The 23,704-nt window shown below is 31.9% G+C and carries 24 protein-coding genes; 10 read left to right on the forward strand and 14 right to left on the reverse strand.

Annotated elements, in window-relative coordinates:
* The first annotated feature begins 35 nt into the window (after nt 1-35).
* Nucleotides 36-530 carry a helix-turn-helix domain-containing protein gene (locus EU98_RS05615; RefSeq protein ID WP_032515519.1) on the forward strand — a complete coding sequence of 165 codons (495 nt, stop codon included), beginning with the start codon at nt 36-38 and terminating at the stop codon, nt 528-530.
* On the opposite strand, the gene EU98_RS05610 is transcribed toward EU98_RS05615, so the two are convergent.
* On the reverse strand, nt 523-2,118 hold the full coding sequence (locus EU98_RS05610; RefSeq protein ID WP_032515520.1) for a Ppx/GppA phosphatase family protein: 1,596 nt from the start codon (nt 2,116-2,118) through the stop codon (nt 523-525). The genes EU98_RS05615 and EU98_RS05610 overlap by 8 nt on opposite strands.
* Before the next feature lie 125 nt (nt 2,119-2,243).
* Here EU98_RS05610 and EU98_RS05605 point away from each other — a divergent pair, with 125 nt between their 5' ends.
* Nucleotides 2,244-3,131, forward strand: coding sequence for a 4-hydroxybenzoate polyprenyltransferase (locus EU98_RS05605; protein ID WP_193743004.1), 888 nt, complete (start codon nt 2,244-2,246; stop codon nt 3,129-3,131).
* A 9-nt stretch (nt 3,132-3,140) separates the two neighbouring features.
* Nucleotides 3,141-4,010 (forward strand): LD-carboxypeptidase, encoded by an 870-nt coding sequence (locus tag EU98_RS05600; protein WP_032515524.1) that lies wholly within the window; start codon nt 3,141-3,143, stop codon nt 4,008-4,010.
* On the opposite strand, the gene ispD is transcribed toward EU98_RS05600, so the two are convergent.
* The gene (ispD, locus tag EU98_RS05595) at nt 4,011-4,682 is read right to left on the reverse strand and encodes a 2-C-methyl-D-erythritol 4-phosphate cytidylyltransferase (protein WP_032515526.1); all 672 of its coding nucleotides are present in this window, start codon (nt 4,680-4,682) and stop codon (nt 4,011-4,013) included. It abuts the gene before it with no gap.
* A 92-nt stretch (nt 4,683-4,774) separates the two neighbouring features.
* Between ispD and fabG the strand changes: the two genes are divergently transcribed.
* Complete coding sequence (gene fabG, locus EU98_RS05590) at nt 4,775-5,524, forward strand: 3-oxoacyl-[acyl-carrier-protein] reductase (RefSeq protein ID WP_032515527.1); 750 nt, start codon at nt 4,775-4,777, stop codon at nt 5,522-5,524.
* Here the strand turns inward: fabG and EU98_RS05585 are convergent, their stop codons facing one another.
* The gene (locus EU98_RS05585) at nt 5,525-5,704 is read right to left on the reverse strand and encodes a hypothetical protein (RefSeq protein WP_032515529.1); all 180 of its coding nucleotides are present in this window, start codon (nt 5,702-5,704) and stop codon (nt 5,525-5,527) included.
* A 131-nt stretch (nt 5,705-5,835) separates the two neighbouring features.
* On the opposite strand from EU98_RS05585, the gene groL reads away from it, so the two are divergent.
* Nucleotides 5,836-7,590, forward strand: coding sequence for a chaperonin GroEL (gene groL, locus EU98_RS05580; protein ID WP_032515530.1), 1,755 nt, complete (start codon nt 5,836-5,838; stop codon nt 7,588-7,590).
* Between the two features lie 4 nt (nt 7,591-7,594).
* Here groL and EU98_RS05575 read toward each other — a convergent pair whose 3' ends face one another.
* Genes EU98_RS05575 through EU98_RS05555 form a run of 5 tightly spaced genes read right to left on the reverse strand, consistent with a single transcriptional unit; the run spans nt 7,595 to nt 11,885 of the window.
* A complete protein-coding gene (locus EU98_RS05575) occupies nt 7,595-8,026 on the reverse strand; it encodes a hypothetical protein (RefSeq protein WP_032515532.1) in 432 nt (143 codons plus the stop codon).
* Between the two features lie 7 nt (nt 8,027-8,033).
* Nucleotides 8,034-8,858, reverse strand: coding sequence for an ABC transporter permease (locus tag EU98_RS05570; RefSeq protein ID WP_032515533.1), 825 nt, complete (start codon nt 8,856-8,858; stop codon nt 8,034-8,036).
* Nucleotides 8,859-8,904: 46 nt separating this feature from the next.
* A complete protein-coding gene (locus EU98_RS05565; protein ID WP_032515534.1) occupies nt 8,905-9,921 on the reverse strand; it encodes an ABC transporter ATP-binding protein in 1,017 nt (338 codons plus the stop codon).
* A gap of 39 nt (nt 9,922-9,960) precedes the next feature.
* Nucleotides 9,961-10,962, reverse strand: coding sequence for a heme o synthase (locus tag EU98_RS05560; protein ID WP_032515535.1), 1,002 nt, complete (start codon nt 10,960-10,962; stop codon nt 9,961-9,963).
* Nucleotides 10,959-11,885: a COX15/CtaA family protein gene (locus tag EU98_RS05555; RefSeq protein ID WP_032515726.1), complete on the reverse strand. Its 927-nt coding sequence runs from the start codon at nt 11,883-11,885 to the stop codon at nt 10,959-10,961. The genes EU98_RS05560 and EU98_RS05555 overlap by 4 nt, the downstream gene beginning before the upstream one ends.
* A gap of 264 nt (nt 11,886-12,149) precedes the next feature.
* Here EU98_RS05555 and coxB point away from each other — a divergent pair, with 264 nt between their 5' ends.
* From coxB to EU98_RS05535, 4 genes are all read left to right on the forward strand, one after another.
* Nucleotides 12,150-12,953 carry a cytochrome c oxidase subunit II gene (gene coxB / locus EU98_RS05550; RefSeq protein WP_032515537.1) on the forward strand — a complete coding sequence of 268 codons (804 nt, stop codon included), beginning with the start codon at nt 12,150-12,152 and terminating at the stop codon, nt 12,951-12,953.
* Nucleotides 12,950-14,575 (forward strand): cytochrome c oxidase subunit I, encoded by a 1,626-nt coding sequence (ctaD, locus tag EU98_RS05545; protein WP_032515539.1) that lies wholly within the window; start codon nt 12,950-12,952, stop codon nt 14,573-14,575. Before coxB ends, ctaD begins: the two co-directional genes overlap by 4 nt.
* A 6-nt stretch (nt 14,576-14,581) precedes the next feature.
* Complete coding sequence (locus tag EU98_RS05540) at nt 14,582-15,184, forward strand: cytochrome c oxidase subunit 3 (protein ID WP_032515541.1); 603 nt, start codon at nt 14,582-14,584, stop codon at nt 15,182-15,184.
* A gap of 97 nt (nt 15,185-15,281) precedes the next feature.
* Complete coding sequence (locus EU98_RS05535; RefSeq protein WP_032515543.1) at nt 15,282-15,635, forward strand: AbrB family transcriptional regulator; 354 nt, start codon at nt 15,282-15,284, stop codon at nt 15,633-15,635.
* An 11-nt stretch (nt 15,636-15,646) separates the two neighbouring features.
* On the opposite strand, the gene EU98_RS05530 is transcribed toward EU98_RS05535, so the two are convergent.
* Nucleotides 15,647-16,300 carry a riboflavin synthase gene (locus EU98_RS05530; protein ID WP_032515544.1) on the reverse strand — a complete coding sequence of 218 codons (654 nt, stop codon included), beginning with the start codon at nt 16,298-16,300 and terminating at the stop codon, nt 15,647-15,649.
* 112 nt (nt 16,301-16,412) lie between these two features.
* Here EU98_RS05530 and EU98_RS05525 point away from each other — a divergent pair, with 112 nt between their 5' ends.
* Nucleotides 16,413-17,555, forward strand: coding sequence for an aldo/keto reductase (locus EU98_RS05525; RefSeq protein ID WP_032515546.1), 1,143 nt, complete (start codon nt 16,413-16,415; stop codon nt 17,553-17,555).
* Here EU98_RS05525 and EU98_RS05520 read toward each other — a convergent pair.
* Genes EU98_RS05520 through topA form a run of 5 tightly spaced genes read right to left on the reverse strand, consistent with a single transcriptional unit; the run spans nt 17,544 to nt 23,562 of the window.
* Nucleotides 17,544-18,542 carry a hypothetical protein gene (locus EU98_RS05520; RefSeq protein WP_032515548.1) on the reverse strand — a complete coding sequence of 333 codons (999 nt, stop codon included), beginning with the start codon at nt 18,540-18,542 and terminating at the stop codon, nt 17,544-17,546. The two genes, EU98_RS05525 and EU98_RS05520, sit on opposite strands and share 12 nt — an antisense overlap.
* On the reverse strand, nt 18,543-19,700 hold the full coding sequence (locus EU98_RS05515) for a nicotinate-nucleotide--dimethylbenzimidazole phosphoribosyltransferase (RefSeq protein WP_032515727.1): 1,158 nt from the start codon (nt 19,698-19,700) through the stop codon (nt 18,543-18,545).
* 11 nt (nt 19,701-19,711) lie between these two features.
* Nucleotides 19,712-20,350, reverse strand: a complete 639-nt coding sequence (locus EU98_RS05510; RefSeq protein WP_032515550.1) for a DUF2232 domain-containing protein — start codon at nt 20,348-20,350, stop codon at nt 19,712-19,714.
* 20 nt (nt 20,351-20,370) lie between these two features.
* Entirely contained in the window at nt 20,371-20,949 is a 579-nt protein-coding gene (locus EU98_RS05505) for a hypothetical protein (RefSeq protein ID WP_032515552.1), read from the reverse strand.
* 6 nt (nt 20,950-20,955) lie between these two features.
* The gene (gene topA, locus EU98_RS05500) at nt 20,956-23,562 is read right to left on the reverse strand and encodes a type I DNA topoisomerase (RefSeq protein WP_032515553.1); all 2,607 of its coding nucleotides are present in this window, start codon (nt 23,560-23,562) and stop codon (nt 20,956-20,958) included.
* Between the last annotated feature and the right edge of the window lie 142 nt (nt 23,563-23,704).

Here is a 23,704-nt window from a genome sequence, read left to right on the forward strand (position 1 = left end):
TATTAATTACTATAATTAGTAAAAATTTATTTGCTTTGAAAGAAATAAAATCTGTTTCGGGAATCAACAATAAAGGAGGAGATTCCTCTTTAAAGAGAATCGGAAATTTCATTAAAGAGGCTAGGTTAAGTAAAAATCAATCAATTGAAGAATTGGCTTCTGATTTAAAAATTGGAGCTCATCAACTTGAAGCCATAGAGGAAGGTAATGAAGAAAAACTACCTGAAAAAGTATTTATCAAAGCAATGATTAGACGGATTTCACAGAAGCTAAAACTTGATACAGAATTTTTAATGGATGAATTCAAGACAGAGAGGAAAGAAGTGAAAATTGAAGAAATAGTTGAAGAGGTTTCCAAAAAAAATTATAAATCTAGGCCATCTAAGAACTTTAATCCACTAGGATTCCTAATATTTATTTTAATTTCAGGCTTTCTCGGACTAATCGCCTCGTCTTTAATTTTCAATTTATTTTCAGATTCTTCTCAGAATCAAACTCCAAAACAAGAACTTATTAAAAAAACTAAATAACTTTTAATTCCAAATTCTTTAGTTCTTTTATTACATTACGGCATAATCCTAAGTTCCATTTTTCAAGAAGAAGATCATGGTTTCTATCTAATGGCAAAAGTTGAAATGTAAGATTATTTTCTTGCAATTTTATTTGAACTGAGGAGATCACCTTGTCAGGTCTTTGATCAAGAGCTGCTGCTAGTCTCAGGATTAATGACATTTCAAGAACTAATGTTTTATCTTCTTTGGATATTAAATTTTGCCAAGACTCATGTCTTTTCTTGGGTAGATTCTTTCTATGGTACCTAGCAATTGAAGCAATAATATTTGTTTCTGCTTCAGAATATCCCAACAACTCACAATTTTTTATTAAGTACCAAGAGTGTTTGTGATATGAACCAACATTCACATATTTCCCACAATTATAAAGATTAGAAGCTGCCCAAAGAAGTTCTTTAGCTTTAGGGTCATTATCGCTATGAAAGATATTTTTAGTCTGATCATAGATTTGAAAGGCAATATCAATAACTTTCTCAGCTCTTGTATTGTCTACTCCAAACTTTTTGGCCTGATGAACTATAGTTGTTTTTCTAATATTGCCTTGAATATTTAACTCATTTTTAATTATCCCTTTACGAAGCATCCAATCTACAACTAAACCTTCTCGAAGAGCCCTCTCACTTATTATTAATTCATCAAAGTTCAACATCTCCATTGCTGTGTTTAATATCAATGCTCCTGGAATAATTATTTCTGCTCTTCTCTCACTTAATGACGGTATTTTCTTTATTTCCGAAACCGGCAATTTAAGTAGTTTTTCCAATACATTTTGCAAATTTTCCCTGTTAAATTTATAACCATGCAACTTTTGTTTAGATTCTCCCAAATCATCTATAATTAAATTTCCTAATGAGGTTGCAGTGCCACTGGTTGCAATCAAAGATAAAGGCTTATCTCCCTTAGATCTACTCTTTATTTTTCGAACAGAGGGCTCTAAAGATCCTTTAATAAAAGTTGTTAGAAAACTCAATCTTTCTGAATTTATAGACTCTTTATTTAAAAAATCATTTTTAAGTCTTACCGCACCAATTCTCGAACTGGTTAGAGCTATAGCATCTTTTTTATCTGCAAGTATTAATTCTGTAGATCCTCCTCCAATATCTATAATTACAAAAGACTGATCTTTTAAAGCCATACCAGAAAGAACCCCAAGGTAAATTAATCTAGCTTCCTCAGAACCACTTATCATTTCTATTTGAATATCAGTTTCATCAAGAACTCTTCTAATAAAATCTTGACCGTTTGGAGCTTCCCTAACTGCACTTGTTGCTGCTGTTACTATTTGTTTTACTCCATTACTTTTACAATATTCCTTAAATCGCTTAAGAGTAACTAATGCCCTTTGGATTGATTCTTCAGTAAGATTTCCCTCATCATCTCTTTCTCCAAGACGAGTGGTTGATTTATCAGTGAATTTTATTGAAAATGATTTTAATTCTAGATTAATTTCTGCTACCAAGAGATGTGTAGAGTTAGTTCCAATATCTATAGAAGCTACTAAAATTTGCGTTTCTTGAAAATATCTTAAATCTTGTTTCTGTATCATTTCTTTTTATGAGATGCAGATATCTTTAATCCATTAATAAATATACCCAAGATTGATTATTAAATAATAGAAATCATTTAATACTAGTAAGATTATTTAAAGTTATGAAATATACAATAGGGTATATGCAGAATAAAAATCGACAAATTAGATTAAAGACTTTTTTTGAATTATTAAGGTGGAATAAGCCGACTGGAAGAATGATCTTACTTATACCTGCTGGGTGGAGTTTATATTTAACTCCTGGCGCTAATCCAACATTTTTAATGTTGTTAAAAATAATCCTTGGAGGGCTATTAGTAAGTGGATTAGGCTGCGTAGTTAATGATATTTGGGATAAAAAAATTGATCAAGAAGTTATTAGGACAAAAAATAGACCTCTAGCTGCAAATAAAATCAGTCTTAAAACGGCTTATTCAATTCTTTTCTTTTTAATTTTATGTAGTTTCTTTTTAACTTTGTCACTACCTCAACCTGGCAGGATCCTTTCGATTTCACTCGCTTTTTTAGCTTTGCCAATTATTTTAATTTATCCTTCTGCTAAAAGATGGTTTATATATCCTCAATTAATCTTATCCATATGCTGGGGTTTTGCTGTCTTAATACCCTGGGCCGCAAATGAAGGCAATTTGAATAGTATTGTTTTATTGTTTTGCTGGCTAGCTACTATTTTTTGGACTTTTGGCTTTGACACGATTTATGCCTTAGCAGATAAAAAATATGATATCAAAATTGGAATAAATAGTTCCGCTATTAACCTCCAGAACTATACAAGAGTAACTATCCAAATTTGTTATTTTTTAACTTCTATTTTTCTCGCATTATGCGGATTTATTAATCAAATGGATTTTATTTTTTGGCCAATTTGGCTTACGACGGCAATCTTAATGCAGCGAGATATACTAAAAGTATTTCCTGAGGAAAAGCAATCAATAAAAAATATTGGGAATCACTTCAAAAATCAATCAATTTATGGAGGAGTCCTTTTATTAGGAATTATTATTGCCTCATAAATTCTAAAAATGGTTTCCCTATTACAAAAAGGTGATCTAATAGATGTTTTAGCTCCAGGCTCATTTATTGATGAAGAGGAAAATTTTCAAAAAGGCATAGAAATCTTAAAAAACTGGGGCTTGAAAATTAATGAAAATAATTCCCTGTCAAAAAAATTTGGTTATTTTGCAGGTGATGATTCTTCTAGATTTGAAGAACTGGAAAAAGCACAAAATAGTAAGCTAATCATTTTTGCAAAAGGAGGTTGGGGTTCAGCAAGAGTATTAGAAAAAGAACCTTCTTGGCAGCATGGTTTAATGCTTGGATTCTCAGATACATGTTCTCTATTACTTTCTAAATATTCTCATGGATTTATAGGTTCTATTCATGGGCCTATGGTTACTGGCCTTTTCAAAGAGCCAGAGTGGAGTCTTGAGAGATTAAGAAATTTACTTTTTGAGGGATATGTTGAGGACATAAGAGGAATACCTTTAAGAGGTGGGAAAGCTAAAGGAGAAATTATTGTTTCTAACTTAACTATTGCCACTTTTTTAATTGGTACTCCTCACTTTCCAGATTGCAAAGGGAAAATAATAATTTTTGAAGATATTAATGAAGATATTTATAAAATTGATCGCATGTTGACTTACCTCAGGATGACTAAAACACTTACTGAAATTGCCGGTATTGGATTCGGAAGTTTTTCTAATGATTCTTGCGACCTTGAATGGAAAGATTTACTAAAAAACTGCATTATTGAAAGACTTAAAGAATTTGATTTTCCTATTCTTTTTGACCTCCCAATAGGCCACATATCGGGAAATGCTTGCATTCCTTTAGGTTACTACGCCACCTTAAATGGTGATGATGGCATTCTTAGTATCGATACACCTTTTTAACTAGGGGTTCTTCACAAAAAGTTTTGCTATTTTCAAATCTATAGGGGATGTGATTTTTATATTTGAATAAGTTCCTTCAATAATCTTCACTTTCCAATTAAGCATTTCGAATAGTGAGGCATCATCTGTGACTTTCCATTTTTTATCAATTGCCATCTTATGAGCTTTTTTTAATCTATCTACTAAAAAGCCCTGAGGAGTTTGCGCTGCCCATAAATAATTTCTATCTGGTGTTTCTTTAATAAAACCTTCATTATCAACAATCTTTATTGTGTCAGTTACCTTAGTAGCCAAAATTACAGCTTCATTTTCATCTAATTGCTTGGCACAAAGGTCTATCAATTCAGGATTAATTAGACATCTAGCACCATCATGTATTAAAACTTTTTTAGCATCTTTTGGTAAAGCTTTTAAACCATTAAAAACTGACTGTTGTCTGGTGTCACCACCATTAATCCAATGAACTTTTTGGGCAAAATCTTTTGCTGAATTTAATAATAAATTTTTATCATTCGGTTGCCCAATAATTCCAACCCAGTTTGTTGAGCCTGCAGAAAATACAGATTTAAGTGTCCAATAAATTAAAGACTCTCCCTCTAAATCAATAAGTAATTTATTTTTTCCAGCTTTCATTCTGCTACCGCTACCTGCAGCTGGTATTAAAAAGTGCACAATAGAAGGTCTTAATATTTTCTAGATAATTATAAATAAAAGCAATATCTTTACACAAATAGTACTACGATTAAAAATTATAAAATTTCATAATGTCCAATACAGATTCATTATCAGGCAAAGTTGCATTAATCACTGGAGCTAGCAGAGGAATTGGTAAAGAAATTGCTTTAGAACTAAGCCGCTTAGGAGCAGAAGTTTTCATTAATTACTCTTCTTCTGATGAAAAAGCTGAAGAAGTTGTAAATTCAATAAAAAATTCAGGAGGTAAAGCTCATAAATTAAAATTTGATGTTTCAAAAGAGGATTCTGTAAGTTCAGCTTTTGAAGAAATAATCAAAATTAATGGCACTATTGATATCCTCATCAACAATGCTGGAATTACTAGAGATGGACTATTGATGAGAATGAAATCGGAACAATGGGATGATGTACTAAATACAAATTTAAAAGGAGTTTTTCTTTGTACAAAATATGCTTCAAAATTTATGATGAAAAAAAGAAGTGGTAGCATCGTAAATATTTCATCTATTGTTGGAATAATTGGTAATCCTGGTCAAGCAAATTATTCTGCAGCCAAGGCTGGAGTTATTGGATTTACCAAAACTTGCGCTAAAGAATTTGCCTCAAGAGGTATAAATGTTAATGCAATAGCTCCAGGTTTTATAGAAACAGAGATGACTGAAAAACTTAATACTGAAGAGATCCTAAAGGTTATTCCTTTAGGAAAATTAGGAAGTTGTACTCAAATTGCAAACTTAGTGTCATTCTTAGTTTCAAGTGATGCAGGAAGTTACATTACAGGTCAAACAATTAGTATAGACGGGGGTATGAGTATTTAGTTATGTACTTTTGTAAGGCTGGCCTAATTCATCTCTCAACCTTCTAATTTTTTGTAAAAGTTTTAGTCTTCGACTTCTAGCAGTTAATGTCAAGAAAAATCTTAAAGGAAAGTAAATTAGTGTCATAGCAATCGCAAGGATTGCCGTAAGAACAAAAATAAAATTATTAGTTTCTTCCATAACTTAAAGATACTCTTATTTGAGTTAATTTGTATGTCTAATTAAAAGAAATTCGGCTTTCCCCACTTAATTAAATATCCCTTAAAAATGATTCTATGGGAGATTAGTATAAGACTAAAGATTGAGTAAACATGGCTAAACAGTTAAGTTTTTCTAATGAATCAAGAGAAGCGCTAGAAAAAGGTGTAAATTTCGTGGCCAATGCGGTAAAGGTTACTATTGGACCAAAAGCAAAAAACGTAGTAATAGAAAGAAAATTCGGTTCGCCAGATATAGTTAGAGATGGGTCCACAGTTGCTAAAGAAATTGAGATTGAGAACCCTATTTCTAATTTAGGTGCGAAATTAATAGAACAAGTTGCATCCAAGACAAAAGAGAGTGCAGGAGATGGGACAACAACCGCAACCATTTTGACTCAGAAGATGGTTCAAGAGGGGTTAAAAAATATTGCTTCTGGTGCCAGTCCTATGGAGTTAAAAAAAGGTATGGAGGTAGGCCTAGCTTTTGTTCTAGAAAAATTAAGTTCCAAAAGTATTTCATTAAGTGGTTCTGATATCCAAAAAGTTGCAACAGTTAGTGCTGGAGGTGATGAAGAAATTGGATCTATAATTTCTAAAGCTATGGATATTGTAACTTCAGATGGTGTAATAACTGTCGAAGAATCTCAATCATTAGATACAGAATTAGATATAACTGAGGGAATGTCTTTTGATAGAGGCTATAGTTCTCCATATTTCGTAACAGACCAAGAAAGACAAGTTTGTGAACTTGAAAACCCTAAAATATTTATAACTGATCAAAAAATTTCAACTTTGGTTGATCTAGTTCCAATACTTGAAGAAATTCAGAAGTCAAGCTCCCCTTTGCTAATTCTTGCTGAAGATATCGAAGGAGAGGCTTTAACCACATTAGTTTTGAATAAGAATAGTGGAGTGTTAAACGTAGCTTCCGTGAGAGCTCCTTTATTTGGCGAGAGAAGAAAAGCTGCCCTTGAAGATATTGCTATTCTTACTGGAGCTAACTTAATTAGTGAAGATAAATCGATGACACTTGATAAAGTATCAATTAATGATTTAGGCAAAGCAAAAAAAATAACTATCACGAAGGATAAAACTACGATAGTTGCCTTCGAAGACACTAAAGATTTGGTTAAAGCGCGAGTAGAAAAATTAAAGAGAGAAGTTGAAATTACAGACTCAGAGTATGATCAGGACAAAATCAATGAAAGGATAGCAAAACTAGCTGGAGGAGTAGCACTTATCAAAGTTGGAGCTGCAACAGAAACAGAGATGAAGTACAAAAAGTTAAGAATCGAAGATTCCCTTAATGCTACGAAAGCTGCTATTGAAGAGGGTGTAGTCTCTGGAGGAGGACAAACTTTAATTGAAATATCAGATGACCTTTTAAATTTAAGTCAAAAATCTTCCGATGATTTAAGAACAGGGATAAATATAGTAAAAGAAGCCCTTTTGGAACCTACTAAACAAATAGCCAAAAATGCAGGTTTTAATGGTGATGTAGTTGTCGCTGAAATTAAAAGACTGAACAAAGGCTTCAATGCTAATTCAGGAAAATATGAGGATTTAAAAGATTCAGGAATATTAGATCCAACCAAAGTAATAAGATTAGCTCTTCAAGATTCAGTATCTATTGCAGCTATGCTCCTCACAACAGAAGTTGCGATGGCTGACATTCCAGAGCCTGAAGCCGCAGCCCCAGGAGGGCAAGGTGGAGATCCAATGGGTGGAATGGGAGGCATGGGCATGCCAGGTATGGGCGGAATGGGTATGCCAGGTATGGGTGGAATGGGAGGCATGGGCATGCCAGGTATGGGAGGAATGGGTATGCCAGGTATGGGCGGAATGGGTATGCCAGGTATGATGTAAAAAGCTAACTAGCTTTTTTATCTTTATTAATCCATTTTCTTAAATTTTTAATATTAGGAAGTGGTAATTTTGGGGTTTTAATATATGTATTTATTTGATTAGAATCTTTTTTAGTATTAAAAACTTGATTATTTTTAGAAATTTTTAAGTAATTTGATTCACAATTTGTTTCTTCTAAATTTTCTAAATTTTTAAAAGACTCAAGCTTAATTTGTTCTTCATTTTCTTTTTCATAATTTTCATCAATTAAAGTTATTTGTTCTTCATTTTCTTCTTCATAATTTTCCTTTTTTACTGGACTATGAATTAATAAATCATTTAAAGAATCAATCCCAAATCTATGGACCCACTTAAGAACAATATTTTCTTTAAGCAAAAAATTATTTTCTAAAGAGGCTTTTTTAAAAACTTCTATTAGATGATTTTTTAAAAGCATAAATTTATTAATTTAACTTCTTATTTAACAGAGGCCTTATGATAATCAAGGATAAAACTGTTAAAGAAAATAAAATTGATATACAACTCTTACAAGTTAAATCACCATATGGAGCATGTAAAGCCACTAATTCTAAATTCATAGTTTCTGTATAAGCAGTCCTAATAGGTTCGATCGCAAAAGTTAATGGATTTAATGAAGCTATCCACCCAAGCCAATTTGGCATGAAAGAAATTGGAGCCAACGCAGTACTTGCAAAAAGAAGAGGCAAATTTATCACAAATATAAGAGCGATTAATTCAATATGTCCAGGCAAAACAAACGCCAAACATAAACTTATTGATGTCACAAAAAGAACCAATAGAATTAGTGTTGTAAAGACAATTCCTAAACCATATAAGTTGGGCCATCCATATCCCAAAGTGTATGAAACAACCATTATTACAATACTCTGAACAAAGCTCAGGATTGTTATGTAAAAAAAAGAAGATAAAACTATAGATAATCTACTGGTTAAAGGAGCCACAAGTAATCTATTAAGAAATCCAAACTCTCTATCAAACATTAAAGGAAGACCAGAGTTTAGGGCTCCGCTAAAAGCAGTAAAAACAATAAGTCCTGCTCCTAAAAAATTCCCATAAGAATCAACTCCTGGTAAAAAACCTTCAGGAGCTTTAGAGAATAATGCCCCAAATAAAAAAAGCCAAATTATAGGTTGTAATATTCCAGCTAAAAGAGTTGATGGTCTTCTTTTTAATTGAATAAATAATCTCTTTGTTAAGGCAAATGTTTCTTGATATAAAAAAAATAAATTATACTGTTGTAATTCCATAATTAGCAGTAATTAATTCTCATTATAGTTAGTTAACAAGATTTTTTTATCGCATTGATTGCTTTGATTCTTTTTTAAGGTCTCTTTTACCTGCCATAGAAATTTCGGCATCCAATAATGTTTTCCCGGTTGCCTGAAGATATACATCATCCAAGCTTGGCTGACTTTGAGTAAGAGAAAAAATTTCAAACTTTGAGAAGGCCAATTCCACTTTGAGCTTCGTGAGTAAATCTTTTTCCTTATCTGCTACAAAATTTATCGAGAAACCTTGAGCTTCATTTATGATAATCTGACTAATTCCATCTATTGAAGATAAAATTTGGCATATATTTTTTGCTTCTTCCTGATTACTAAATTCTCTTACTTTCAAAGTTACTCTATCTCCTCCTAATTTATTTTTCAGTTCTCCAGGAGCCCCTTGTGCTATAACTCTTCCATCATCAATTATCACTAATTTGTCTGCCAATTTATCTATTTCATCAAGATAGTGACTGCTTAAAATAATAGTCATTCCATTATTTCTCAAATCTTTCAAAAGTTGCCATATGATATTTCTACTTTCAATATCTAAACCAACTGTAGGTTCATCCAAAATTAATACTTTGGGCAAATGTAAAAGTCCAGCTGCCAGATCTATTCTTCTTTTCATTCCCCCTGAATAAGTTCCGCACTTACGATCAATCCAATCATTCATTTCTAATTGATCTATTAATTTCTTTATCCTTTCAAATTTTTTGTTTTTGGTAATGTGGTATAAATCTGATTGAAAATCCAAAAGTTCTCGTCCAGTTAATATTTTATCAAGTGCAATATCTTGGGCAACATAACCAATTAATTCTCTAATTTTCTTTGAATTTTTTATCAGATCAACATTATTTATAAAAACTTCTCCACTATCAGGCTCAATTAAAGTAGCGAGTATTTTTATTAGTGTTGATTTACCAGCACCATTTGGACCTAGTATTCCAAATAATGTGCCAGCTTCAATTTCCAACGATAAATTTTTTAATGCTTTGATATCTAAATAAGATTTTGAGAGCCCTTTAACTTTTATATAAATCATCAAAATTACAATTTACTTAAAAAACATTTTACATCTAATTTAATTACTAAGCAGGAACACTATAGATGAAAATATTTGCATAGATTGCTCCTCAAATTCTACGGATAGTTGGGTTCTAGAAATTAATAACAAAAGACAAATGCCAAACATATAAAGAATTGACCACCTAAAAAGAGACTTTGCTCTTGAAAGATCATCAGGAGATTTCTTTAATTCATTTATTAATTGCAAAAGTCTTCCATTAAACGGTAATAACATAATGCCGTATAAGAGACCCCCTTCAGGTAAAGCAAAGACTCCCATAATACTCATTAAAACTGTTGCCCATCCGTAACGAGAAATCGCTTTAGCAGTAAAAACAGATCCTTTAACAGAAGGGAGCATAGGAATACCAACAGATGCGTAATCATCCTTCAACAAAATTGCAAGTGCCCAAAAATGAGCTGGGGTCCATAACATTACTAGACTAAATAACCACCAACCACTAAGACCTACATGCCCTGTAGCAGCAGATGCTCCCACTAAGGGTGGTATCGCGCCAGCAACTCCTCCGAAAACAATATTTTTTGTTGTACGAGGTTTCAAAATAACTGTATATAAAATTACGTAGCTAAATAAACCAAGAAGAGTTAAACCCGCAGCCAAATAATTTACACCACTTACTAAAAGCATCGAAGCTGCCAAAGTACATGATACTGCAGCTAAAAATACAGTTTCAGATGACAACTTTCCTGCTGGCAAGGCTCTTTTGCTAGTTCTTGTCATCCTCTTATCTAGTTCCATTTCCCACAAACAATTAAGAGCTCCTGCTGCTGCTGCTGCCAAAGCTCCTCCTCCTAAAGTACAAATAAGTTTCGGCGAAGACAAAGGCCATTCTTCTGTTAAAGCCATTCCTCCCAAAGTTGTTGCCAATAAAAGTGGGATTAATCTAGGTTTTGCTACTTCAAGCCAAGGTGGTAAAGTTAATCTTTTTCTTGAAGGTACAACTTCATCCCTAATTGAAGATTTATAGTTCAAGTTTTCTAAGTTACTACTGTTCATGAGTTGATACCGACCGTTTGGGGATTAAGGGAGTGGTTTAGACCTTTTTTGGTAAAAGGATTTCTAAAAATTAATGTTGTTAATATCGCAATAAATAAGGAGGCGTTAAGTTGATGACCGATAATAAAAATAGGTTCATTCAAATTTGTTTTAAGACTTAAAACACCCAAAGTAATTTGGGAAAACAAGAGAAAAATAAGTGTTATGAGATATTTCCAATTTTCATTAAGCAAACTTCTTTTATAAATTGCAATAGCAATAATCAATAAAATTGAGAAAGTAATTGGAAAAGCAAATAATTTATGAGTATCTAGAATTAGACATCGTTTATTAAAAGACAAGCAAATATTTGCTGACCAAGTTGATGAAAGCCTTACTCCAATAAAAGATTGAATCAGAGTAAGTAAAAGTGGAACAAAAAATAATAGTCTCCACCAAATTAATGGCTCTTCAATGTCGTCATTTTCTAAATTTTGATTTATTGAAATTGTTGTAATGAGAAGTAAAAAAGCTATTAAAAGATGACCAGTAACAGTATATGAATCAAGCAGGTTTATTACTGTTAAAGCTCCAAAGGATCCTTGGACAATAACGAGAAAAAGTAATAATGAATAAGTTTTAGGTAACCAATTTGGAATTTCATTTTTCCAAATAAGTGAAAGCGCAAATTTAGAAAGAATTAATATTCCAACCAGAAAAGCATCTAGACGATGAAACCACTCTAGAAATACTCTTAGGTTCATATGGTTAAAAGGCAAAAAAGATCCATAACATAATGGCCAATCTGGACAGGCAAGTCCCGCCTCCATGACTCTCGTAGCTCCTCCAATTACGATTAGTGCGATAAGTGCAAATACACTATGAATTCCCAACCTTTTAAAAATTGTCAGATATTTTGATTTATATAATTGGCTATTAATCAAATGGATAAAACCTATTAATTTGCATAATAAATTAGATTCAAAAACCAAACATTAATTAAAAATTAATATGTTTAATTTAAAAAATAATTTACTAATTTAATCTTTTTTCCCTGACAATTAACTCTAAAAAGTTATTAATAATACGCCTTTTATTTCATAAATCTTAAGAAGTTGTGAATTTAAATGTTTTTCTTTTAACAAAGGATGCAGGATTAAAAAAATTGAATATCTTGAGTATATAAAAAACATATTTTTAGAGATCACTTGTTAAATAAAAACATTTATTTAATACTAATTATTTCACTCGTTTTTGCTATATCTTTTTGGATTGGTTTTAATGTAAATTTGCTTCCTGCGGAAGCAAGTATTAATGCACCAATTTACGATGAACTTTTTAAAATTCTTTTCATCACTGGATTAATTATTTTTATAGGAATGACAATAGCTGTTATTTACAGCTTATTTAAGTTCAGGAAAAGAAATGATCAGATAGGAGATGGTATAGCCTTAGAGGGGAATTTAAGCTTAGAAATTGTATGGACAATTATTCCTTCAATAATTGTTTTGTTAATAGGTTTATATAGCTATAACATCTACGATCGAATGGGAGGGATGAAAGAACTAAATCATAACCATGAAATGATGAGTTCTAATTCTGAAAAAATATGGGCTGGAATAAGTCAAACTTCTGATACTGAAATAGCAATTAATAATTTATCAATTGAAGTTTCAGCTATGCAATTTGCATTTCTATTCAATTATCCCAAGGGCAATTTCATATCAGGAGAATTACACGTTCCTGTTGATCAAAAAGTATCAATGAGAATGGAATCTAAAGACGTCATTCATGCTTTTTGGGTGCCAGAATTCAGAATTAAACAGGATATTATTCCTGGGCAACCTACTATTCTAAATTTCACTCCTACAAAAGTAGGAAAATATCCGATAATTTGCGCAGAATTATGTGGCCCATATCATGGAGGAATGAGAGCCTCCATAATTGTTGAAGAAGAATCTGATTACAACGAATGGTTTAACAAAAATAAAAAACCAGAGGTAAATTTATGACAATATCAATTGATCCACAAAAAACTAATAATGAAAACCTTCAACCTAAAGGCTGGCTTAGATACTTTAGTTTTAGCCTTGATCATAAAGTAATTGGGATACAATACTTAGTCTGCGGTTTTCTTTTCTATTTAATAGGAGGAACCTTAGCGAGCGCTATAAGAATTGAACTAGCTAGTCCAATGTCTGACTTTATGCCGAGAGATGTTTATAACCAAGTTTTAACTCTACACGGAACAATAATGATATTCCTTTGGATAGTGCCTGTAGTTAATGGTGCTTTTGGAAATTATTTAATTCCATTTTATGTAGGTGCGAGAGATATGGCATTCCCAAGATTAAATGCCGTTGCTTTTTGGTTAATTCCCCCTTCAGGTTTGATGCTGGTAGCAAGCTATTTTGTTGAGGGTGCTGCTCAAGCTGGATGGACGGCTTATCCCCCTTTGAGCATAACTACTCCTCAATCGGGACAAATTATTTGGATTCTGAGCGTTCTATTACTTGGAGGCAGTTCTATATTTGGTGGAATAAACTTTATCGCGACCATTATCAAACTAAGAAGGCCAGGATTAAAACTTATGCAATTGCCAATGTATTGTTGGGCAATGCTTGGAACAAGTCTATTAGTTGTTTTGTCAACTCCTGTTTTAGCAGGCACTTTAATTCTACTTAGTTTCGATATCATCGCTAATACAGGTTTTTTTAATCCTGTTTTAGGTGGTAATGTCGTAGTTTATCAGCATTTATTTTGGTTTTATTCTCACCCAGCTGTATACATTATGGTCCTTCCTGCCTTTGGTTTAGTTAGCGAAATACTTCCTGTACATGCTAGAAAACCACTGTTTGGATATACAACAATGGTTTTTTCAATAATGGGGATAGTAGTTTTAGGTTTAGTTGTTTGGGCGCATCACATGTTTACGAGTGGAACGCCCCCTTGGATGAGATTATTCTTTACTATCGCCACAGCATTTATTGCTGTTCCAACAGGCATAAAATTTTTCAATTGGGTTGCAACATTATGGGGAGGTAAAATTTCCATTAATAGTGCAATGTTATTCTCTTGCGGATTTATTATAAATTTTGTTTTTGGAGGTATTACAGGAGTTGCGTTGGCACAGGTACCTTTCGATATTCACGTACATGATACCTATTTCGTTGTAGCTCATTTTCATTACATAGTTTATGGAGGGACTGTTTTTATTATTTTCTCTTCCATTTATCATTGGTTCCCCAAAGTGACTGGGAAAATGCTCAATGAAAAATTAGGAATTTTACACTTTATCATAACTTTTATTGGATTTAACTTGTGCTTTGCACCTCAACATTGGCTTGGTTTAAATGGAATGCCAAGAAGAGTTGCAGAATATGATCCTCAATTCCAGTTAGTTAATCAAATTAGTAGCCTTGGAGCTCTTTTGATGGCTATAAGTACAATTCCTTTTTTAATTAACGTATTCCTTAGTGTTAGAAATGGAGAAAATGCTGGAGATAACCCTTGGAATGCTCTTACACCTGAATGGTTAACATCTTCTCCACCTCCAGTTGAAAATTGGGAAGGAGAAGCTCCATTAGTTGAAGAACCATATGGTTATGGTAAAGAAATTTCTGAACAGAAATAAAAACATATGACTACACTAGATAGCTCAAAAGAAATTCAAAAAAATAATTCTGAAGTCAATGAAACACATGAAGACTTCAGAATGTTTGGTCTTATAACATTCCTAATTGCTGACGGAATGACTTTTGCAGGATTCTTCGCTGCTTATCTAACTTATAAAGCAGTAAATCCATTACCTGATGGTGCTATTTATGAATTAGAACTTCCAATACCTACACTCAATACAATCTTATTACTTGTTAGTAGTGCAACTTTCCATAAAGCAGGTAAAGCACTTTTAAAAGATAAAAATTCTGATTCCCAAAAATGGTTATTTTTTACTGCTTTTCTTGGAATTATATTTTTAATATGTCAATTATTTGAATATTTTCATTTACCTTTTGGATTAACTGATAATTTATTTGCAAGTACTTTTTATGCTCTTACTGGTTTTCATGGATTACATGTCACTTTAGGCACTTTAATGATTTTAATTATTGCTTGGCAATCGAGAATCAATGGTGGAAGATTAACTAGTCAAAATATGTTTCCATTGGAAGCTGTTGAATTGTACTGGCATTTTGTAGATGGAATATGGGTTATTTTATTTATTATTCTGTATCTTTTATAAAAAATTAATTTTAAAAAATTAAATATATTTTTTATTAATTTATATTGCCACAGTTCTCCTTTTTAGTAAGAATATATAGTTAGAAATTTGTCAGATAATGCTAGAAGGAAAAGAACTTCTTGAAAAAGCAAAATTATTAAGTAAAAAATCTGAAGATAAGATAGCAAAAGGTTGTGGGTACGTAGGTCCTAGCGGAAGAATCTTAAGAAAAAGTTTTTATAGGGCGCTTATCGAAGCTAAGGGTTTTAAGGTAGTTAATGGACGCCAGGGGAAAAATGGTAATAGAGCTTCAAGAGGCCGACAAACAGAATTCAAAACTAAAGTTCATGGCAATGGGAACCTATTAATTGGTAATGCCTACACCAAAAAATTAGGTCTAAAACCTGGTCAGGAATTTAAAATCGATCTTAAAAAAGATTCAAAAAAAATTTATTTGATTCCATTAAATTAAAAAATATATTTTTACCAACCGTTTTCTTTAAGCCATTCCGAAGAAATATTTTTTGAAGATAAATCTTGATTACTATTTTTATTAAATAAAAGTAATTTCTCCACATATTTAATTAATGCATCTGCCTCAAGGTTTACGCAGTCACCGACATTTAATTTATTCAGATTTGTATTGTGCCAAGTATGAGGAATTATCGCAATAGTAAATATTTCTCCTTCCTGCTCATATTTTGCAATTGTAAGACTAATACCATTTACACAAATACTGCCTTTATTAACTACATATTTCGAAAAATTATTATTTTTCCACTTTATAGATAAAAGCCAGGATTTCTCTAATTTTTCTATATTCTCAACTGTTCCAAGGCCATCAACATGTCCACTGACTATATGCCCTCCTAGACGGTCAGACACTCTAAGAGCGGGCTCCAAATTAACAATCTGAGATAGGTTCGACTTTACTCCTAAAGTTGTTTTTTTTAATGTTTCCTCACTAACATCAACAGTAAATTTATTTTGAAAAATCTCTTTAACTGTCAAACAAATTCCATCAACAGCTATGCTATCGCCGATTGCCATGTCAAACAAATTATCTAAAATTTCAATTTCTAAAATATTTTTTTCTTGTTTTAGTTTTCCAATTGATTGAATTATTCCTGTGAACATAGATTTAAGAAAAAAATTTTTGCAAAATTTTGTATTTACTTTAATTTACTTTAAATGATTTTCAACTATAAATAAATTAAAGAATAAATAAAAAGAAATTGATCATATTTAAATGATTATTAATTCACAAAAAAGATCATTTGGTAAAGGGGAGAAAGTGAGTTTATTCACTTTAGGGACAATGAGAGCAACTGAAAGTCTTGAAAAAATGTATAGCGTAATAAAAAATGCATATTATGTAGGAATTAACCACATAGAAACAGCGCCTTCTTATGGTAATGCTGAATCACTCATTGGAAATTCAATAAAAAAACTTGCAATAGAGGAGAATATAGAAGAAAAAAATTGGGTTATTACTTCCAAAGTTTTACCAAATGGTGATTTTGACTTTTTAAAAAATAATTTTAAAAAGTCTCTTAAAAATTTGAATCGTAAGAAAATTAATAATCTTGCAATTCACGGTCTCAACTTAAAACAACATCTAGATTGGGTTCTAGCTGGTGAGGGTAAGAAATTCATATCATGGATACTTGAGAAGGAACTAGTTGATCAAATTGGTTTTAGTTCACACGGAAGTTTTTCATTAATTAAAGAAGCAATTAACTGTGAAGTTTTTAGTTTTTGTAGTCTACATTTACATTATTTAGATCAATCTAAAATTACTTTGGCAGAGGAAGCTATAAAAAAAGGTATGGGAGTATTAGCAATATCGCCTGCGGATAAAGGCGGTAGATTATATTCTCCAAGTGATATTTTGTTAGAGGCCTCTAAGCCTTTTCATCCATTAGAATTAGCCTATCGATTTCTCTTAGCAAAAGGTATTACGACTTTATCCTTAGGGGCGACAAATAAAAAAGATTTTGAATTTGCGAATAAACTTAGAAACTCATTCGAGAAGCTTACAAAACTTGAAAAAAGTGCCCTGAATAAAATTGAGGAAGTTGCTAATAAAAAATTAAGCTCAACCAAATGTGAACAATGCAGATCTTGTCTTCCATGCCCAAATGAAATACCTATTCCAGAGATTCTTCGTTTGAGGAATATATCTATTGGTTATGGCCAATTAGAATTTTCAAAAGAAAGATACAATCTAATAGGAAAAGCTGGCCACTGGTGGGAAGAAAAAAATTCCTCATTTTGTAAAGCATGTAATGAATGTTTGCCTAAATGTCCTAGTCAATTAGATATACCAAATTTATTAAAAGAAACTCACAACTTATTAATTGAAACTCCTACAAAAAGATTATGGGGTTAAAGACTTATTCCATGAATTTTTAAGTTTAATTTTTTGTTCATTTGTTAGGACGGGGAAAGACCAACTATTTTCCCAACATTTTTCTGAAGGGCCTGAGTTGGGGAACATCTCAGATTTATATTTACTTTGTAAATAATCACTATTGAAGGGTAGATACCAACCCTGGCTTACTAATTTATCTACTATTGATTTATTTTCTAAAGATTTAATCCATTTAATTAATATTGCATTATTTAGTTTTGATCGACTAAGTAGGAAATGCCACATCAAAGGTACGCCTTGGCTTGGGAAAACTAAAGAAAGCCTTGGATCTATTTTTAAATATTTTGAGCAAATACTATAAGGAACTATTGCGACACAAGCATCAGAATTAATCAACCAATTAAGCATATTTTTATCATCAAATAACATTGCTTGGCTTTTGAGTTTTTTTAAAGAATTAGATGAATTAATTTTTTGAGAAATTGACAATATTATTCTGGGACTTTGCGGAAAAATTATTTTCCCAGTTAATTTTTTTGAAAGAAGAAAATCCCAAGAAGTTCTGGCGGAATTTATTAATTCTTTATTATTTTTAATGACAATTGTAAAAGGTACTACGCCGATAGGGAATAATTTACTTCTCTGACTTTGATTAAAACTTGCCAAAAAATCTATCGATCTCTTATCCAAATTTTCGATCAATGGATATTCATTTATTTTTTTAAATTCTGCAAAATCTAGACTAGTAATCCATCCATCGTTTATTAAAGTAAAGTCAGAATTTAAAATTGCGTTTCTATTCTTTTGTAGCTGGGTATTTTCAAAATTAATTTTTTCCTGCTTCCAATCTTTTGGAATCGAATCTTTAAAAGATTCTGGATAAAAAGAATTTTGAAGTGCAATTTTTACTTTATTAGGAAGATTACTGCAAGAGTTTAAGAGAAATAAAAGCGAAAGCTTACCATAATTTAAAAATTCTCTTCTTGTTCCAAATTTTGAAAACATTCAGCAATCCTTCTCTAAAGAAATTTGACCTAGGCCCTTCATTATTTCCAGATTTTGTTGACACAATGAAACTATTTCTTCATTTTTAAATCCATCTAAGAAAGCAAGCAATGATATTCCACCTGCGCCTACACCTTCTTTTACATGACCTAATTCATAATCCTTCAATTCTTTGTATTTTGAAGATTTGAAATTTAAAGGACTTCCTAAGCCTAATAATTTAACATCATATTTTTCATTTATCAGATTTAATAAATCATTTAGAGAATTATCTTTCAAAAGCCACCCAGTAGTCGCAATCAAAATATCTTCAATAAAGTCATCTTTATTTTTTTCATCTAAGAATTCTAATGCAAGTAAAATGACCGCTAGCATCTGACTTCCTCCAGACAATAAGACAGGCTGATTTGCTAACCTGGCACCAATTAATAGACCCATTGAGAAAGCTTGGAAAGGATCACCTACCGCAGCTAAAACATCAAAAGAGTCGAAATCAGTCTTGAAATTTGCATTGAAAAGTCCTCTTTTAACTACTTTTCTTCTCAGTTCTCTTGGAGCTTTAAATAAACTACTCCCTACTAAATTAGACACCTGCAAACCAAAAGCTTCCATTACTGCCTGAGCAGTTGTGGTGCCCCCTGGTACAGATTCAGAAATTAAAACTGGTTGTTTTAATGATTTTCCTATCGCAAGACCTTTTTCATAAAGATTTAAAACTCTCTCTTTAGTCATCGATTTACCAGTAGTAAGACAATTTGATGGGCCCAAATCTTTATCTTCTACAACCAAATGATTAAAACAAGGCTTTGCTCCTATACCCAGAGGAACAACAATTGGATAAATATTTATAAGCTTTGAACAAACATGACTTATTAGTGCCGGAGTTACTCCTGCATTGAGGAGTGGTAATTTATATTCATTATGTTTTGAAGCACCCTCAAGCAAAAATTCGGCATCTGCAAGCGCAGTTGTTCTCCTTGATTTTGCATTAATACCTGCAGCGGAAATTCCTGGAATTTGAGATGTATTAGTACCTGCAATTAAAAGAAATATTTTAAAGTTATTAATATTTTTTCTCAGTATTTCTATCTTATTTAGCTGTCTTTTTTTATTGGATTCATTGCCAAATAAATTTATCCCTAATTCTGTACTATACATTTTTACTTTGTTCAATTACTTAAATCAATTAAGCTATTTAATAATCTTGGAGGATCTGGGATATTTAATTTAAATCTTGGAAACAGAGAATAAGCAACTACATGTACTGTTAAAACATAAACTATTTCTTGAAAAATTATTAAAAAAATTGCACCTAATTGGATACTTAAAATTGAGGGGGAAAAAGGTAAATTTAATAATCCAATGAACTTTTCTATTAGACCATAACTTGCTCTTGTAATTAAAACCCAAAGATTATCGCCAACCAACGTAGATAATGCAATTACTCGTAGGAAAAAGCCAAGTGTTCCAATAATAACTCCGAAAGTTAAACTAAAACTCCAACTTTTTTCTCTAAACCAACACCAGCCCAACCAAAAAGCCAAGCTCCCATATGGAAATAAAAATAAAGTTCCTCTAACAGGACCCATAATTATGAATAAAAGTAGAAATTGTATTAGGAGTCCTTCCAATGCAGTTTTAGTTCCTCTTCTCAAGTGCAACAGGATGATTGGGAGGGGTAAAATCAACCTTAATAAAGCTCCCCCTATTGGCAAATAATATAATGCCACCCACAATAAAGACGAAAGAGATGCTAAATATGAGGTCTCGACAATATTTAATGCTTCAGTTTTTGTGGTTATTTTCATTTTTTGTTGAATATTTTTAGTTAATTTTTATTCATACTTTTATTTTTTGAATCTACGATACGTTCAATCTTTTCTATTTCAAAATTTACCTCAGAATTACTTAATATGGAACTTAATTCTTCAGTAGGATCTTTTGGATCTACATCTTTTAAGATGAATATTATTTTGTAAGATTGAAGATCAATATTTCTTTTTTTTGAAGAATTCTTAATTTTATTACTTTTTTGTTTTGGTATTTTTTCTGAATTTATATTTTTTTTATTTTCGATAAAATTTTCTAGCTTTTCTTCCTTCTTTATTTTTTTGTTTTTTTTATCATTAATCTCTTTATTCTCTTTTACTAATATTTTTTTATTTTCTGAAAAAGTTTTTGGCTTTTCTACTTTCTTTATTTTTTTGTTTTTTTTATCATTAATCTCTTTTTTCTCTTTTACTAATATTTTTTTATTTACTAAATTATTTTGTAAATCTTCATCTTTGCTTATTTTTTCTAAATCATTGAAACTACTATCAAGAAAATTTCCAATCCTCCCTCCAGAGCACGATTGTAAGACAATTAAAAAAATAAATAAAAAAATATCTTTTTTTTTTAAAATCATGTTTTTCTAACTTTTCGTTTTCCTTTTAGTTTTTTTATTAGTTATCTTTGTTTTTTTTAAAATTGGGCCTTTTTTATCTTTTAGTTTTTCTTCTAAAAGAGATATAGCATCATCTATGGTGAATTTTTCTAAGTCAGTATCTTTTGCAAGCGAAACATTAGTTTTGCCACATTTTAAATAGACCCCATATCTTCCATTTAATATTTGAATTTTTTCTTTAAATTCTTTAGGCTTTCCAAAGTCTTTAAGTACCTCTTGACCACCTCTACCCATTTTTGGCATCGCAAGAATTTCTAATGCTCGATTTATATCAACTGTAAAAACATCATCCTCTTTCTTTAAGGATCTGTTTTCAGATTCATTTTCATTTTTAATCCATTTGATATAAGGGCCAAATCTTCCTCTATCAGCCTCAACAACTCCTCCTGCAGGATGTACTCCTAACAATCTGGGCAAACTTAAAAGTACAAGAGCTTCATCTAGAGTTAGATCATCAGTTTTCAACTCTTTAGGTAATGAAGCTCTTCTTGGTTTAGCTTTATCTTGATCATTATTCCCCAATTGCACGTAAGGTCCATAGGGGCCAAATCTTAAAAAAACTTTCTCCCCAGTTTTTGGATCAGTTCCAAGATCTGATGGGCCACTTAAAATTTGATCAACTTGCTTTATATCTAAATCTCCAGGAGTAATATCCATTGGAAGATTACCTTTCGCCTGAATTTCATTACCAGATTCATCAATTTTTGTTCCCTCAAGCCAAGGTCCGTTAGAGCCTATTCTGACTACGCAAGGAAGGTCTTCGAAATCAACTTGTCTATAAGCTTTACCATCAATATCACCCTCTGTTTTCTGAACTTTTACCTCCAAACCATTTTTACCTTTATAGAAAGTTTCGAGGTATGGTAGCCACTCAAGATTACCTGAAGATATTTCATCCAATGAAGATTCCATTTTTGCGGTAAATGTAGTATCAACCAGATCAGGAAAATGTTCTTCTAATAAAGCAGTAACCGCAAAAGCTGTAAACGTTGGAGCCAAAGTATTGGAGGATATATTCGCATAACCTCTATCCACTATTGTCCCAATAATGCTTGCATAGGTAGAAGGTCTTCCAATCCCTTCTTTTTCAAGTACTTTAACTAATGCCGCCTCTGTATATCTTGCAGGAGGTTTAGTTTCATGAAAAGTAGATTCCTTATTAGAAACTACAAGACATGTTCCAGTTGTTAAGTTCGGGAGAATAATTTCTTGTTGTTCAAGGGATGAACTTGGGTCATCACTTCCCTCTACATAAGCTCTGAAGAATCCTGCGAAATCAATACTTTTCCCGCTCGATTTAAATAATCCGTCCCCCACGCTAATTTCAGCATTAATCATTGTTAGCCTAGCTTCCGCCATTTGACTAGCTACAGTTCTTTTCCAAATTAAATCGTAAAGAGATAAGTCTCTACCAGTTAGATTAGTTTCCTTAGGTGTTTTAAATGCCTCGCCTGCCGGTCTAATAGCTTCATGTGCTTCTTGAGCATTTCTTGCAGTTGAACTAAATTGTCTTGGTGAGTCAGATAAATATTCTTTTCCATACATAGAACTGACACATTCTCTTGCAGCTCTTGTCGCTTGTTCGGAAAGATGAACCGAATCAGTTCTCATATATGTTATGAAACCTCTCTCATATAGACCTTGTGCACATCTCATAGTTTCTCTTGCAGACAAACGAAGCTTCCTGTTCGCTTCTTGCTGTAATGTGCTAGTTGTAAATGGAGGAACTGGCTTACGAATGGATGGCTTTTTTTCGATTTTTGAGACTAACCAATCTTCTGAGGAAAAAGTCTTCAATAAATCATTTACTTTTTCTTCTCCAATTATTAAAGATTTGTTGCCTTGTTTTAATTTGCCCGTCTGTTCATCGAAATCTGAACCATTAGAAATTCTTTGACCGTTTAAACTGAACAATTTAGTTTCGAAAGTAACATTATCTTTTACTAGGGAAGCTTTAATTCCCCAGTAACTAGCTTTTTTAAAGGATCTTCTTTCTCTTTCTCTCCTAACAAGAAGTCTTACAGAAACTGATTGAACTCGACCAGCAGATAATCGTGGGGCTACCTTCTTCCAAAGTAAAGGAGATAATTCATATCCAAAAAGCCTGTCCAGGATTCTTCTTGTTTCTTGAGCCTGAACAAGTTCCATATCAATTTCTCTTGTTTGGTCTAAAGCTTTATTAATTGCCTTTTTCGTAATTTCATGAAAAACCATTCTCTTAGTTGGTATTTTAGGCTTAAGTATTTGCAGGAGATGCCAGCTAATACTCTCTCCTTCTCTATCTTCATCAGTTGCCAGTAATAGCTGGGTCGCACCTTTCAATGCATCTTTTAACTCTTTAACAACCTTTTTCTTATCTTTTGGAACTATATAAAGTGGTTCAAAATCTTCTGTTGTATTAACTCCTATCCTTGACCATTTTTCCTTTTTAACCGCCGCAGGTATTTCAGCAGCTCCTTTTGGAAGATCTCTTACGTGTCCCATTGAAGCTAGAACTTCATAATTAGAAGGCAAAAACTTTCTTATAGTTTTTGCTTTGGTGGGACTTTCAACAATAACAAGTGTGTGATCCAAGGTTTATTTCAAAAATTGGTGTTTTTGTTCAGTTAGGGCATATTATGATTATTTGAAGTTTTTTCAAGTAATTTCTTCTGAAAATTTCAAAATTCATACCCACAAATTATAATCAAGTTAAGATTAACTCTTAGACCCTTAC

Origin of the sequence: Prochlorococcus marinus str. MIT 9314, assembly GCF_000760035.1 — a bacterium.
Lineage (GTDB): Bacteria > Cyanobacteriota > Cyanobacteriia > PCC-6307 > Cyanobiaceae > Prochlorococcus_A > Prochlorococcus_A marinus_B.

Bases quoted from the DNA above. Each gene is read 5' to 3' on its own strand.
- EU98_RS05610 (WP_032515520.1), bottom strand. From the start codon at position 2,118: ATGATACAGAAACAAGATTTAAGATATTTTCAAGAAACGCAAATTTTA.
- EU98_RS05605 (WP_193743004.1), top strand. From the start codon at position 2,244: ATGCAGAATAAAAATCGACAAATTAGATTAAAGACTTTTTTTGAATTA.
- EU98_RS05600 (WP_032515524.1), top strand. From the start codon at position 3,141: ATGGTTTCCCTATTACAAAAAGGTGATCTAATAGATGTTTTAGCTCCA.
- fabG (WP_032515527.1), top strand. From the start codon at position 4,775: ATGTCCAATACAGATTCATTATCAGGCAAAGTTGCATTAATCACTGGA.
- EU98_RS05585 (WP_032515529.1), bottom strand. From the start codon at position 5,704: ATGGAAGAAACTAATAATTTTATTTTTGTTCTTACGGCAATCCTTGCG.
- groL (WP_032515530.1), top strand. From the start codon at position 5,836: ATGGCTAAACAGTTAAGTTTTTCTAATGAATCAAGAGAAGCGCTAGAA.
- EU98_RS05575 (WP_032515532.1), bottom strand. From the start codon at position 8,026: ATGCTTTTAAAAAATCATCTAATAGAAGTTTTTAAAAAAGCCTCTTTA.
- EU98_RS05570 (WP_032515533.1), bottom strand. From the start codon at position 8,858: ATGGAATTACAACAGTATAATTTATTTTTTTTATATCAAGAAACATTT.
- EU98_RS05565 (WP_032515534.1), bottom strand. From the start codon at position 9,921: ATGATTTATATAAAAGTTAAAGGGCTCTCAAAATCTTATTTAGATATC.
- EU98_RS05560 (WP_032515535.1), bottom strand. From the start codon at position 10,962: ATGAACAGTAGTAACTTAGAAAACTTGAACTATAAATCTTCAATTAGG.
- ctaD (WP_032515539.1), top strand. From the start codon at position 12,950: ATGACAATATCAATTGATCCACAAAAAACTAATAATGAAAACCTTCAA.
- EU98_RS05540 (WP_032515541.1), top strand. From the start codon at position 14,582: ATGACTACACTAGATAGCTCAAAAGAAATTCAAAAAAATAATTCTGAA.
- EU98_RS05535 (WP_032515543.1), top strand. From the start codon at position 15,282: ATGCTAGAAGGAAAAGAACTTCTTGAAAAAGCAAAATTATTAAGTAAA.
- EU98_RS05530 (WP_032515544.1), bottom strand. From the start codon at position 16,300: ATGTTCACAGGAATAATTCAATCAATTGGAAAACTAAAACAAGAAAAA.
- EU98_RS05525 (WP_032515546.1), top strand. From the start codon at position 16,413: ATGATTATTAATTCACAAAAAAGATCATTTGGTAAAGGGGAGAAAGTG.
- EU98_RS05520 (WP_032515548.1), bottom strand. From the start codon at position 18,542: ATGTTTTCAAAATTTGGAACAAGAAGAGAATTTTTAAATTATGGTAAG.
- EU98_RS05515 (WP_032515727.1), bottom strand. From the start codon at position 19,700: ATGTATAGTACAGAATTAGGGATAAATTTATTTGGCAATGAATCCAAT.
- EU98_RS05510 (WP_032515550.1), bottom strand. From the start codon at position 20,350: ATGAAAATAACCACAAAAACTGAAGCATTAAATATTGTCGAGACCTCA.
- EU98_RS05505 (WP_032515552.1), bottom strand. From the start codon at position 20,949: ATGATTTTAAAAAAAAAAGATATTTTTTTATTTATTTTTTTAATTGTC.